The sequence below is a fragment of the Nitrospirillum goiasense genome (assembly GCF_034427435.1).
Lineage (GTDB): Bacteria > Pseudomonadota > Alphaproteobacteria > Azospirillales > Azospirillaceae > Nitrospirillum.
The window spans coordinates 2,226,494-2,239,621 of record NZ_JAXQNP010000002.1 but is presented as its reverse complement, the minus strand read 5'-3'; the positions used below and the strand labels follow the sequence as shown (position 1 = coordinate 2,239,621).

11 protein-coding genes are annotated in these 13,128 nt (G+C 63.3%); 5 read left to right on the top strand and 6 right to left on the bottom strand.

Annotation, left to right across the window (positions count from 1 at the left end; genetic code table 11):
* Window positions 1–10 precede the first annotated feature (10 nt).
* Complete coding sequence (locus ULB03_RS12855; RefSeq protein ID WP_322483486.1) at window positions 11–1,057, bottom strand: glycerophosphodiester phosphodiesterase; 1,047 nt, start codon at window positions 1,055–1,057, stop codon at window positions 11–13.
* 448 nt (window positions 1,058–1,505) lie between these two features.
* Here ULB03_RS12855 and era point away from each other — a divergent pair, with 448 nt between their 5' ends.
* Entirely contained in the window at window positions 1,506–2,393 is an 888-nt protein-coding gene (era, locus tag ULB03_RS12850) for a GTPase Era (protein ID WP_246130203.1), read from the top strand.
* Window positions 2,394–2,432: 39 nt separating this feature from the next.
* Here era and ULB03_RS12845 read toward each other — a convergent pair whose 3' ends face one another.
* The gene (locus ULB03_RS12845; RefSeq protein WP_322483485.1) at window positions 2,433–4,088 is read right to left on the bottom strand and encodes an EAL domain-containing protein; all 1,656 of its coding nucleotides are present in this window, start codon (window positions 4,086–4,088) and stop codon (window positions 2,433–2,435) included.
* Between the two features lie 449 nt (window positions 4,089–4,537).
* On the opposite strand from ULB03_RS12845, the gene ULB03_RS27580 reads away from it, so the two are divergent.
* The 3 genes from ULB03_RS27580 to cueR are packed head-to-tail and all read left to right on the top strand — an operon-like array spanning window position 4,538 to window position 7,454.
* Window positions 4,538–4,801, top strand: a complete 264-nt coding sequence (locus ULB03_RS27580) for a heavy metal-associated domain-containing protein (protein ID WP_322483484.1) — start codon at window positions 4,538–4,540, stop codon at window positions 4,799–4,801.
* Window positions 4,729–7,029: a heavy metal translocating P-type ATPase gene (locus tag ULB03_RS12835; RefSeq protein ID WP_322483483.1), complete on the top strand. Its 2,301-nt coding sequence runs from the start codon at window positions 4,729–4,731 to the stop codon at window positions 7,027–7,029. The genes ULB03_RS27580 and ULB03_RS12835 overlap by 73 nt, the downstream gene beginning before the upstream one ends.
* 14 nt (window positions 7,030–7,043) lie before the next feature.
* The gene (gene cueR, locus ULB03_RS12830) at window positions 7,044–7,454 is read left to right on the top strand and encodes a Cu(I)-responsive transcriptional regulator (protein ID WP_322483482.1); all 411 of its coding nucleotides are present in this window, start codon (window positions 7,044–7,046) and stop codon (window positions 7,452–7,454) included.
* On the opposite strand, the gene ULB03_RS12825 is transcribed toward cueR, so the two are convergent.
* Window positions 7,439–8,011: a DUF3237 domain-containing protein gene (locus ULB03_RS12825; protein WP_322483481.1), complete on the bottom strand. Its 573-nt coding sequence runs from the start codon at window positions 8,009–8,011 to the stop codon at window positions 7,439–7,441. The two genes, cueR and ULB03_RS12825, sit on opposite strands and share 16 nt — an antisense overlap.
* 173 nt (window positions 8,012–8,184) lie before the next feature.
* Between ULB03_RS12825 and ULB03_RS12820 the strand changes: the two genes are divergently transcribed.
* Complete coding sequence (locus ULB03_RS12820; protein ID WP_322483480.1) at window positions 8,185–8,547, top strand: DUF1801 domain-containing protein; 363 nt, start codon at window positions 8,185–8,187, stop codon at window positions 8,545–8,547.
* Window positions 8,548–8,788: 241 nt separating this feature from the next.
* Here ULB03_RS12820 and ULB03_RS12815 read toward each other — a convergent pair whose 3' ends face one another.
* From ULB03_RS12815 to ULB03_RS12805, 3 genes are all read right to left on the bottom strand, one after another.
* Window positions 8,789–9,463: an MAE_28990/MAE_18760 family HEPN-like nuclease gene (locus tag ULB03_RS12815; protein WP_322483479.1), complete on the bottom strand. Its 675-nt coding sequence runs from the start codon at window positions 9,461–9,463 to the stop codon at window positions 8,789–8,791.
* Window positions 9,460–10,548 (bottom strand): DUF262 domain-containing protein, encoded by a 1,089-nt coding sequence (locus ULB03_RS12810; protein ID WP_322483478.1) that lies wholly within the window; start codon window positions 10,546–10,548, stop codon window positions 9,460–9,462. The genes ULB03_RS12815 and ULB03_RS12810 overlap by 4 nt, the downstream gene beginning before the upstream one ends.
* Window positions 10,549–10,690: 142 nt before the next feature.
* Window positions 10,691–12,907 carry a putative bifunctional diguanylate cyclase/phosphodiesterase gene (locus tag ULB03_RS12805; protein WP_322483477.1) on the bottom strand — a complete coding sequence of 739 codons (2,217 nt, stop codon included), beginning with the start codon at window positions 12,905–12,907 and terminating at the stop codon, window positions 10,691–10,693.
* Between the last annotated feature and the right edge of the window lie 221 nt (window positions 12,908–13,128).

Here is a 13,128-nt window from a genome sequence, read left to right as displayed (position 1 = left end):
CGCGGCGAACTCAGCGCCCCTTGCCGGGCACGGCCTCGACCGGGAAGGCCTTGGGCAGGGCGATGCCCTTGGCGGCGGCGGCCTCGCGCAGCAGCACCGGCTGGTCGGAGATGATGCCGTCCACGCCCATGTCGATCAGCTTGGCCATGTCTTCCGGCTTGTTCACCGTCCAGGGAATGACGGTCAGGCCCAGGCTGTGCGCCTCCGCCACCAGGTTGGCGTCGATGTCGGTGTAGAGCGGCGACCAGACCTTGCCGCCGGCGGCCTTCACCGCCTTGGGCACGCTGCCGCCGTGGTCCACGGGGTCGAAGCCGGCGGTCCAGGGCAGCTTGGCGGTCAGGCTGACCGACGGTTCCCGCGGGTCCTGCTCCGTCAGGTAGACAGTGGGGATGGCGGGGGCCTTCCGCTGCACCAGTTGCAGGGTGCGCCAGTCGAAGGACTGGATCATCACCCGGTCCTCGAACTTCTCCGCCTTGAGCACGGCCAGCACCGTGTCCACGAAGACCTCCGGCGACGGGCTGTCCTCGGGATGGGTGGGGTCGATCTTGGTCTCGATGTTCATCTTCACGGTCTTGTTGCCCGACCGCTTCACCAGGTCGATGACCTCCTTCAGGGTGGGGATGGGCGTGCCGGGAATGGGGCGCTGGTCGGGGAAGTGGCTGCCATAGGCGCTGCCCGGACGCAGTTGGCCCACGTCGTATTTTTTGATCTGGTCCAGCGTCAGGCTGAAGAAGGACGGAGTGGGGGCGGTGACATAGGCGCCGTCCGGCCCCTTGGCCAGGTCCGGGTTCAGGTGCCGCTCGTGCGAGATGATGACGGCGCCGTCCTTGGTGATGTTCATGTCCATCTCCAAGGTGGTCACGCCCAGCGACAGGGCGTGGGCGAAGGACTGTAGCGTGTTCTCCGGCCACAGGGCGCGGCCGCCCCGGTGCGCCTCGATATCCAGGTCACGGGCATCGGCCAAGACCGGCAGGGCCAGGGAGGGCAGGGCGACAGCCGTGGCCAGCAGGGCGCGAAGGGCCAAATGGCGCAGGGCCGGGCGGTGCGACAGGGACATGGAAGCGGGCTCCTGATAGACTGACAACCTCAACCGGCCGAAACCGGTGGGGCGAGCTATACCGTGCGTCCAGGCTAAGCCCCTGTTAAATTTCCAAGGCGATGCCGCGTGGCGCGCGTTCGCGCAATCCTTGGATGCCGCGCCGCCGCTGGCGCCCGAGGGCCGCCTGTGTCATGAAACGGGCCTGTCGCGGTGGGCGGGCGCAAGGGCGTTCGGGCCCGCCGTTCTTTTTGAGGATTTGAGAGTAATGATCGACGTCGAACACGGCCAGGATGGCCTTCCCCCGGATGAGGACAGCGTGGCTGGCGCCGCGCAGGAGGATCAGCACGCGGGCGAAGGAGACCACCTGGCCGATGAGATCGACGGTGACGAGATCGACGGCGAGGAGTTCGAGGACGAGGACGATTTCGAGGACGACGATGGGGAGGAAGGCGCCCCCCTGGCCCCCATGCGCTGCGGCTTCGTCGCCCTGGTGGGCGCCCCCAACGCCGGCAAGTCGACCCTGCTGAACGCGGCGGTGGGCAGCAAGGTGTCCATCGTCAGCCCCAAGGTGCAGACCACCCGGTCCCGCGTGCTGGGCATCGGCATGCATGGCCGCGCCCAAATCCTGTTCGTGGACCTGCCCGGCATCTTCACGCCCAAGAAGCGGCTGGAGCGCGCCATGGTCGCCGCCGCCTGGAGCGGGGCGGAGGATGCGGATTTGGTGGCCGTGCTGGTCGACGCCTCGCGCCGCGTGGATGACGACACCAACGGCATCGTCGAGCGCCTGAAGGAGAGCAAGCGCAAGGCCATCCTGATCCTGAACAAGATCGACCTGATCCCCTATGAGCGGTTGCTGGAACTGGCGGCCCGCTTCAACGAGACGGGCGTGTTCACCGACATCTTCATGATTTCCGCCCTGACCGGCGACGGCCTGACGGACTTCCTGGACAAGCTGGCCGCCCGCCTGCCGGAAAGCCCCTGGCTGTATCCGGAGGACCAGCTGTCCGACATGCCGCAGCGCTTGCTGGCCGCCGAGATCACGCGGGAGAAACTGTTCCTGCAACTGCATCAGGAACTGCCCTATGCCGTGGCGGTGGAGACCGAGGCGTGGGAGGAGTTCGAGGACGGCTCCGTCAAGATCTCCCAGATCGTCTATGTCCAGCGCCCCAACCAGAAGGCCATCGTGCTGGGCAAGGGTGGGTCCAAGATCAAGTCCATCGGCGCCGCCGCCCGCGTGGAACTGGAGGAGATCCTGGACCGCCGCGTCCACGTCATGCTGTTCGTGAAGGTGCGCGAGGATTGGGCGGAGAAGCCCGACAGCTACAGCCAGTGGGGCCTGGACTTCAACGCGTAAAAGGATGCTGCTCGGCGCCCCCCGGAGATTTCCGGGGGGTTATCGGGTGTAGTCGTGCACCGTCGGCGTCCAGCGTGAGGGGCGGCTGAGGGACGTCAGATCCATGTCGCGGCGCTTGGGACGCGGCATGCCCTTGGAGAAGAACCAGCCCTGGCCCATGGCGCAGCCCAGGGTGCGCAGGCGCAGCACCTGTTCGGCGGTTTCCACATGCTCCGCGATGGCGGCCACCTTCAGGCCCCGGCACAGCGCCAGCATGCTGACCACGATGGATTCCTCGCGCTGGTTTCCACACATGCGGCTGACGAAGGAACCGTCCAGCTTCAGATAGTCGAACTCCAGCGCGCGCACGTAGGTGAAGGAGGCCATGCCGGCGCCGAAATCGTCCAGGCAGACCGGAAAGCCGCGTTGTCGCAGGCCGTTCAGGACGGCGCGGGCGCGCGGCAGATCGTCCAGGCGGCCGGTTTCCGTGATTTCGAACAGCAGGCGGCCGGCCAGCTTCGGGCGCATGGACAGCTGGGCCAGCAGCGCCTGCATGAACAGGTCGGATGAGACCGACGCGGCCGACAGGTTCACCGCCAACGAAATATCGGGCGCCGCCGCCTCCAACTCCCGCATCGCCATGGTGCAGACGGCCATGTCCAGGTCATTGATGATGCCCACTTCCTCCGCGAAGGTGATGGAGGGCCCCGGTCGTTCCCCGTTGATGCGGCACAGCACCTCGAAATGATGCATCCGGCCGCTGTCCAGGTCATGGATGGGCTCGAAGGATAGGGCCAGGCGGCTGTCCCGCAGGGTGCCGCGCAGGCTGGCCAGCCGCCCCATGGCGTCGCGGGCGAATTCGGCCACCAGGGAGGATGAGGACGACAGCGCTTCCATGCCCTTGATGCCGTCATCCGCGAAGCGGCGCAGCGCGTACAACATCAGCCGGCCGCGGTCAGCCTGGCTCAGCGCCTCCTCTTTGGCGTCCATCGTATGGGCGTCGACCTCCAGCGGCTGGTCCAGGCCCAGGTCCTGGGCCAGTTGGGCGATGTCGCGGGTGATGAGGTCGGCCAGGTCGGTCGGCGTCATGACGCCGAAACGGTCTTCCGCCAGGCGCCCGGCGACGGCCTCCGGTCCGCCGTACTGCCGCAGCACGGCGCCGATCTCGACCATCAGTTGACGGTCCTGGTCCTGGGTCAGATGGGTGCGGATTTCCCGCAGGTTGTTCATTTGCACCAGCGTCAGGGTTCCCAGGGCCCCGTCATGCGCCGATGCGAGGCTGCTCATGGCCGCCTTGGTGAAAGGGGTGGGGGCCAGCAGCTGCGTCTGAGGGTCGACATCGCCCGGCGCCGGGGGGGCCGGGGGCGGCTCATGACTGCCGATCTGGCTCAGCGTGATGTTCAGCAGGGGGGAGTCCTGCATGCGATAGGCGGCCAGGGTGCAGGGCAGGGTGCCGCCGTCCCGGTGGCGCAAGCGGATCAGCCGCGGCGGCGCGCGGTCATTCTCCCCCAAGGTCACCAGGATGCGCCGCACCAGCGCCTGGTCCGCCGGGACCAGATACCCGGACAGGGGCTGCTCCAGAAGGTCGGTATCCGTCACGCCCATCAGCGCCAGGCAGGCGCCTGTCGCGAAATGAATGATTCCCTGCGCATCCACCTCAAGCAGAAGGTCGGCGTTGGCGAAGGCGAAACCAAGGTAACGCTTGGTGCGTTTCATTCATCGTACCTTACGTTGAACGCCGGCGCAGGACTTGGTCGCCGATCTCCATCGGCCGCTGACCGGGTCTTATAAGCTTTCAGAGGACAATCCCGGGATGTGGGGCCTGAGGGCGCGGCCTCTGCCGCTGACCAAAAACCTATCCCTTGGTATATTTTATACGGAAATTTCCGCAAAAATATAGTCGAAAGTTGATGGTGTCCATCAATAGCTGCGTACGAAGTGAATAGTTCGCCTGAATCAACATCCTCTGCTTTGTCACGGCGGCCCATATTATTTCAGATAATTTTATAGAACATTTTAGATAATTGCCCATTGTTTTAAGGTGCCCTGCTGAAATTATGGTTAACGGAAGCGGTCGATGCCATCAAGGGTGTGATGAGGCCCCTTGACCCTCCTATGATGGGAGGGTCTATCACTGGCTGACATCGCGTTTTGAGGAGACAGAAATGTCCCATGCGGCCTCCACCGTTCCATCCCCCCGCGCCGTCGATATCGCCATCGGCGGCATGACCTGCGCTGGCTGTGTCCGCCGCGTGGAAAAGGCCATAGCCGCCGTTCCCGGCGTGGCCGGGGCCGCCGTGAACCTGGCCACCGGCCGCGCCCATGTGGAGTTGGCCGAGGGGGGAAGCTGCCTGCCGTGGTGGAGGCGATCGCCAAGGCCGGTTATGACACGGGCACCCATACCGTGGACTTGGCCATCGGTGGCATGACGTGCGCCAGTTGCGTCGCACGGGTGGAAAAGGCGCTGCGCTCGGTGCCCGGCGTCGTGTCGGCCACCGTGAACCTGGCGACGGAGCGGGCCAGCGTGTCCCTGGTCGACGGCGCCGACAGCGCCGCCCTCACGGTCGCCGTCACCCGGATCGGCTATGACGCCCGCCTGTTGGACCAGGAGGAGGCGACCCGCCAGGCGGACCGGGAGAAGGCGGCGCGCACGGCGGAGATTAGCGCCCTGGGCCGGGCCGTGGCCATGGCCGCCGTGGCGACCCTGCCCCTGTTCGCGGTGGAGATGGCGCGCCACGCCATCCCGGGTGTCCACCACTGGCTGGCGGCCACGGTGGGGGAGCAGCCCTGGCGCTGGGTCAGCCTGGTGCTGGCGGCCTTCGTCTTGGCGGTGCCCGGCGGGCGATTTTTCGCCAAGGGCGTGCCCAACCTCGCGCGGGCCACGCCCGACATGAATTCGCTGGTGGTGCTGGGGGCGGGGTCGGCCTTCCTCTATTCCACCGTGGCCACGGTGGCACCCCTGGTCGCGCCCGGCCTGCTGCCCACCGGCACCGACAACGTCTATTTCGAGGCCGCGGCCGTCATCGTCACCCTGATCCTGGTGGGCCGCCTGTTCGAGGCCAGGGCCAAGGGCCGCACGGGAGAGGCCATCAAGCGGCTGCTGACCTTGCAGGCGAAGACCGCGCGGGTGGAGCGTGACGGCCAGACGGTGGAGGTGCCCATCGCCCAGGTGGCGGTGGGGGACGTGGTGCTGGTGCGCCCCGGCGACCGTGTGCCGGTGGATGGCGCCGTGCTGGACGGGTCGTCCTTCGTGGATGAAAGCATGATCACCGGCGAGCCGCTGCCGGTGGAGAAGGGGCCCGGCGCCCCCGTCGTCGGCGGCACGGTCAACAAGACGGGCGCCTTCCGGTTCCGGGCGGAAAAGGTGGGGGCGGCCACGCTGCTCTCCCAGATCGTGCGCATGGTGGAAACGGCCCAGGGCGCCAAGCTGCCCATCCAGGCGGCGGTGGACAGGGTGACGGCCTGGTTCGTGCCGGCGGTCATGGCGGCCGCCCTGCTGACCTTCGCCGGCTGGTACTTCCTGGGGCCGCAGCCCCAGCTCAGCTACGCCCTGGTCAACGCCGTGGCGGTGCTGATCATCGCCTGCCCCTGCGCCATGGGGCTGGCCACGCCCACCTCCATCATGGTGGGCACCGGCAAGGCGGCGGAACTGGGCATCCTGTTCCGCCAGGGGGACGCCCTGCAGGGCTTGCGCGACGTGCGCGCCGTCGCCTTCGACAAGACCGGGACCCTGACCCTGGGGCAGCCGACCTTGACGGACCTGAGGGTCGAGGACGGCTTCGACGAGGATGGGGTGGTGCGCCTGGTGGCGGCGGTGGAGGCGCGGTCCGAACACCCCATTGCCCAGGCCATCGTTGCGGCGGCGCGAGCACGGGGCCTGGTGCCGCCCGAGGCGGATGGCTTCCAGGCCGAGGCCGGGTTCGGTGCGCAAGCCCGAGTGGAGGGCCGCATCGTGGCCGTGGGCGCCGACCGCTATATGACCCGCCTGGGTGTGGGCGTCGCCCCCCTGGCGGAGGCCGCCGGGCGGCTGGCCGCCGGGGGCCGCAGCCCGCTTTACGCCGCCGTTGACGGCACGCTCGCCGCCATTCTGGCGGTTTCCGACCCGGTGAAGCCGGAGGCGGCGGACGCCGTGCGGACGCTGCACGACGCCGGCCTCAAGGTCATCATGGTCACGGGCGACAACCGGCGCACGGCGGAGGCCGTGGCCAGGACGCTGGGCATCGACGAGGTGTCGGCCGAGGTGCTGCCGGAGGGCAAGGTGGCGGCGGTCAAGGACCTGCAACAGCGGCACGGCCGCATCGCCTTCGCCGGCGATGGTGTGAACGACGCCCCGGCCTTGGCCACCGCCGATGTCGGCTTGGCCATGGGCGCCGGCACCGACATCGCCATCGAGGCGGCGGACGTGGTGCTGGTGCGGGGGGACCTGCGGGGCGTGGCCACCGCCATCGGCCTCAGCCGCGCCGTACTGGGCAATATCCGCCAAAACCTGGCCTGGGCCTTCGGCTACAACGTGGTGCTGATCCCCCTGGCCGCCGGGCTGTTCTATCCACTCACCGGCTGGCTGCTGTCGCCCATGGTGGCGGCCGGCGCCATGGCGCTGTCCAGCGTCAGCGTCCTGACCAACGCCCTGCGCCTGCGGCGTTTCCGTCCGTCCTGAACGCGGGGTGAAGAATGAATATCGGCCAAGCCGCCAAGGCCTCGGGCGTCAGCGTCAAGATGATCCGCTATTACGATGAGGTTGGGCTGGTCCGCCCGTCCGGCCGGTCTGAGGGCAACTACCGCGAATACGACGCCCGGGAGGTGAACGAGCTGCGCTTCGTCAGGCGGGCCCGCGGCCTGGGGTTCGACATGGCGGAAATCGCCCAGTTGCTGTCGCTATGGCGGGACCGCGACCGGTCCAGCCGCGAGGTCAAGGCCATCGCCCAGCGTCACCTGGAGGATTTGGACAGCCGCATCCGCGAGATGCAGGCCATGGCCGACACCCTGCGCCATCTCGCCCATTGCTGCGCCGGCGACGACCGGCCGGACTGCCCCATCCTGGAGGATCTGGGCGGGACGGCGCCCGTTCACACCACCTTGTAGACCCGGATGAGCACGGCGTGCCGCTCCGGCGGCAGACCGTGGACGGTGCCGACGAAGACGCCGCGGTTCAGCCAGGCGTGAGGTCCCTCGGGCGCGGTGAAGTCCAGGACCGAATACGCGTAGGGTGCCTGGCCCGGCGGTGCGTCGATGATCGCCCGGTTGTTCACGGTGATGATGGCGCCGTCGTCGGTCTTCAGTTCATAGAGGGCGTTCAACAGCAGCACGCCGTCGGGCCGGCTCAACTGCCGGTCAGCGCCCCCGGCCAGCACGGTTCCCCGGATGCGGGGCCCCTGGAACACGCCGCCGGTGATGGGGATGATGCGGCGCTCCCCCAGCGGGGACTTGCCCAAGGGCACCATCGGGTCCAACTCGACCACCGCCTCATAGGTGAATTCGGTGGCGGGCAACCGCAGAGGCACGGTGCTGAGCGGGGTGGGGGGCGGTGCCGCCGATGTGGTCGCGGCATGGGCGGGTTCCGCCACGGCGGTCTGGGCCACCCCGGCCGTTGCCGCCACCTGCAACAGTGTTCGCCGGTCCATCGTGCCCACCTTTTCCATCCCCATCTCCCTTACTTATTTACATTAATAATTATCAATAAGTATGGTTCATGGGCAATGCCCCTGCCGGGGTGGCGCCCCAGCATTTGACGCGACGGCGCCATCATCTCGACATTTGTGGCGAGCCTCCGCACACTGCATCTATGGACGCCCTTTTTCGCTTACCAGGCGCCGTGCGGCGCGATCCCGAGGTCGACGCCTGGTTCGCCCAGGGTGATCCCCTGCGTCTCATGATGCAGCCATGGTTTGAGACCTTGCGCGCCTGTGGCCCGGACGTGCGGGAACTGATCCATGACCGCCAGCCCACGGTTTGCGTGGGCGAGGCGGCCTTCGCCTATGTCGGCGCCTACACGGCGCACGCCAGCGTGGGATTCTTCCACGGCGCCGACCTGGACGATCCTGCCGGTCTGTTGCAGGGCACCGGCAAGCGCATGCGCCATGTGAAGCTGCGCTGGGGGCAGGCGCAGGACACGGCGGCGCTCAGGGCGCTGATCACCGCCGCCTACCAGGACATGCGGCGGCGGCTTCAAAAATAGCGCCGCCAGGGGCGATGTTTCACAAGGTCGGCGTGCCTGTAATGTTGCTGGGCACAATGTTCAGATATGGGCGGATTGTTTCCTAGATGCCGCTTATACACTCACAGAAATCGACAGAATTTATGCGATACAGACTTAATATTTCGACGATACGAAATTTACGTGCGGCGGTGTCGTCTTTTTTTTATAATTAGTGTTACCAGCACAAGTCGAAACCTTCTTTTTGCCATGATGGGCGATTTCAGACAAATCTTATCTCATTCTTCGCTCTTTTTGAAAGATATTCAGCTGATGTTGCTGCTCTTTCAATAGACTCCTTGAATATATCAATACAATTAATTACATTATCTGATATTGATTCAACCTCTTCATAAGATATCGACCATCCTTCTCCATGTGCAATTCCATTTCTCTTTCCTATTAGTATTTTATCTATGAAGGTTGCCTTGCTATTAAAGATAGAGAAATCAATACCGAGATTCAGGCAAATATCTTTAAGGGCGTCACTGTTTAAATTTCCTTGGGCTGTTATAACGCCTTTCGTTTTTAAATTAATAACTTCTTCCCCTTCATTAGTAATTTTGTGAATTATTCCTTGTAGGGAATGTCTTTTTAAACGCTGAAGGTCATTGTAATTTTCGTTTGAGAAGTGCATTGACTGGAAGCAAGTGCTTAATTCGTAGAGTTTAAGATTTTGTGACGCAACATATTCAAGGTATGATTGCCCAATCTTTTTTGCGTATCCCTCCCAGTGAGCATAGGCAATAGGAATAAATGCGCGACGAAGGATAGAAAGTCGCTGTTTTGTTTGGTTATCCTCCGCACAGGCGGATTTAAGAAAAGTAATTTCTTTTATCCTCCAGATTCTGTCGGACATCGTGATGTTAAGCAGGTCATCTATTTTTTGCATTTTCATTTAATAAAATGCTCGCGTGCAAATGGAATAATCCGCGATAAACGGCGAGCGGCCGTCACACCGGAGCGAGCCCAATTTGTAAAGTCATGCTCGGTCCACAGCGTTGCTGCGAGGTTGGGAATTTCATTATGTGATTTTCCTGCTTTTATCCTTGCGCTTACACCAGCGGTAACAGCCTCAAACACCGACACCAAAAACGCGCCTTCATGTCGACCTTTCTCGGGAGAATAACGTTTAAATGCATTCTCATGCATGCATTCCGCCAGAGCATCAAAGACTGCTTTAAATTCTGAGTATGCTTTGCTGCGATCAAAGGTTGTTGATTTTGCTAAATCTATCATCTTTTCACTAAGAAACGAGCCAACATCACCAACCGATCTCAAGATCTCAGCATCAGCTTCTGAAAAGAGAAGATATCGTAAAGCAAGTTCCATATCATATTTTTCGGTGACTAACTTCTCACTCAGGGAAGTAGTTTCAGCAAATGATGAAATTTGAGTTAGGGAATGTAGCCATTCGTAAAAACTCATATCTGCCATTACAAGAATGCAATTCCTAACTTCTTGATCTGTTAATTTTGTTCCGCCTGTATTTAATCGCTCAAATAGATCGTATTTCGTATTTTCATCACTTTCCCGTAAAATTATACTTACACCAATTTTGCTGCGCCGAATAATCCTCTTTAGCTCAGGTGGGAGCTCATTTTCTCCGTCCCAGCACATTCCAGCCAATGATGGAAGATATTTTGTTTTTTGTAACTCTAGTGAAGGTACGGATTTTCCGCTTTGATCTTTAAGTATTCCCATTAGCTGAAATATTGTTGAAAGACGCTGAAGTCCGTCTATTACATCCCACACGCCATTTTCTCTTTGAGATACAAATATGGGCGGAAGCGGTATTCCAAGAAGTATTGATTCTATCAAGTTGCTTTTTTGTCTGTCTGTCCAACGGAAAAGCCTTTGGAACTCTGGATGTATGTCCAGGTCTTCATTCTCATACAAAGAAACCCACTCGCCGATGGACATTTGATAATCATCAGTTCTGATATCTTTTCTAGCTTTCGCCACTTCCTGGTCTATGCTCATTTTGATCTCATTCATGAATGATATTAAAGGGGGCGGGCGATTATTACCATATCCCGTGAACTATATGGCTTTACTAACTTAACGCGGTTGCGCAAAGCTGCACATGCCAGTTGCAAGAATTTACTCTGGATAGCTGACAGTGTCACTGCCCCTTGGACGGCAGTCCCTTCAGCGCCGACACCCCGGCCAACGCCTCCTGCCCCCGTCGCCGCCCGTCCATCATATCCTCCACCGCCTCCTTGGGCAGGGGCGGGGCGAAGTGATAGCCCTGGCCGTACTGGCAGTGCAGGCCGCGCAGGAACTCGGCCTCGGATTCCTTTTCGATGCCCTCGGCGATCACCTCCAGGTCCAGCGCCTGGGCCAGCAGGGTGATGATGCGGGCGATGGCGCTGCGGCGGTCGCTTTCGCCGGCGGCGCGCACGAAGCTGCGGTCGATCTTCAGCGTGCCGATGGGGTAGCGGTGCAGATAGCTGAGCGAGGAGAAGCCGGTGCCGAAATCGTCCAGCGACAGCTTCACGCCCTTGCTCTTCAGCGCCTCCATGATGCCCAGGCAGCGGCCGGGGTCGTCCAGCAACAGGCTTTCCGTGATTTCCAGCTTCAGTGTGCCCGGCGTGATGCTGTGGGCTTTCAGCGTCTCGGTCACCGCCGCCACCAGGTCGTCCTCCATCAACTGGCGGCCGGACACGTTGACGCTCATGAACAGGTCGGGGCTGAAGCGGCCTTGCCATTCCGCCAGTTGGCGCGTGCCCTCGGCCAGGGCCCAGCGCCCCATCTTCAGGATCAGGCCCGTCTCCTCCGCCAGGTGGACGAAGTCGCTGGGCGGGATCAGGCCGCGCTGGGGATGGAACCAGCGCATCAGCGCCTCGAACCCCGCGATGGCGCCGTCCCGCAACCGCACGATGGGCTGGTAGAACAGGCGGAACTCCTGGTTCTCCACGGCGTGGCGCAAGTCCGATTCCAGACGCAGGCGGCTCAGGGCCCGTTCGCGCAGGGTATCGTCGAACATCTCCACCCGGCCGCGGCCGCTGGTCTTGGCCCGGTACATGGCCAGCCCGGCGTCGCGGAGCATGTCGCTGGCCGAGGCATAGCCCGATCCCGACAGGGCGATGCCGGTGGTCACGCTCATCACCACCTCATCGCCATTGGGCAGCGCCAGCGGCTTGGCCACGGCGGCGGCCAGGCGCTCCGCCGCGTCCACCGCCGCCTTCACGTCCAGCACGCCATCCATCAGCACGCCGTATTCGTCGGCCGACAGGCGCGCCACCGTGTCACCGGCCCGCCGGGCGTCGTCCAGGCGCTGGCCCACGGCGCACAGCACCTCATCCCCCACCAGGGGGCCCAGGCTGTCGTTCACCGTCTTGAAGTGGTCGATGTCGACGATCATGACCGCGAACTGAGCCTCCTCCGGCCGGCGCCGGCGCCCCAGCGCCTGGCCGATGCGGTCCAGCAGCAGCATGCGGTTGGGCAGGCGGGTCAGGCCGTCATGGAAGGCGTCGAACAGCAGTTGCTGCTCCGCCCGCTTGCGCGCCGTGATGTCGGTCATGGAGCCGGCCATGCGGATGGCCTCGCCGCTTTCATCCCGGATGGCGACGCCCCGGATCAGCACCCACAGCTCGCCGCCGCCGGCGTGGCGGGTGCGCACCTCCTCCTCCAGATGGGCGCTGCCGCCGGCGATATGGGTCTCCACCGCCGCCCGCAGGCGGGGGCGGTCCTCCCCGTCGATCTGGGCGTACCAATCCTCCATGCTGCTGGTCCGTGCGCCGCCGCCTATCCCCAGCATGGCCGTCCAGCGGGAGGAGCAGTAAAGCTCGTCCGGTGCGACATGCCAGTCCCACAGGCCGTCGTTGGCGCCCTGGGCGGCGAGGGCGTAGCGCTCCTCGCTCAGGCGCAGTTGCTCCTCGGCGTTCTTGCGGTCGGTGACGTCGCGGTGGGCGCCGACGATGCGGATGGGCTCCCCCTCGTCATCCAGGACGACGATGCCGCGACACATCATCCACAGCACATGGCCGTTGCGGTGGGTCATGCGGTATTCGATCTGGAAGGGCTTGCCCCCGGCGCTGGCTTGGGCGTCCAGGGTGGCTTGCAGCCAGATCAGGTCATCGGGGTCGACCCGGCTCAGCCATTCGTCGGGGGAGGTGCCAATCTCATCCTCGGCATAGCCCAGCAGCGCCTTCCAGGAATCGGCGTAATAGACCCGGTCGGTGCGCAGATCCCAATCGTACAAGCCCTCATTGCTGGCCGCCGCCGCCAGGCGATAACGCTCCAGCGTCAGCCGCTCGTCATGGTTCAACGCAGGGGGGAGCGACGCCGGGCCCGGGGCGGGCACGCCTTTGAGGGGGGCGGGTTTTCCCGCGCTCATGTCACCACCGGCGCGGCACCGCGCACCACGACCCGACCGCGCAGTGAACCCACTTTCATAATCCAATGATTTCGAATAGTTGGGCTATGCACGCGGCCGCTCGGGTCAAGGGTTATCAATAGAGGGTATACTAAAAAGCGCTGCGGTGACACCGTTGGTCTGATGCGGGCCTTGGGAGCATTCGCATATGCCCGGAGGGGCGCGATCTGCTAAAACGCCTG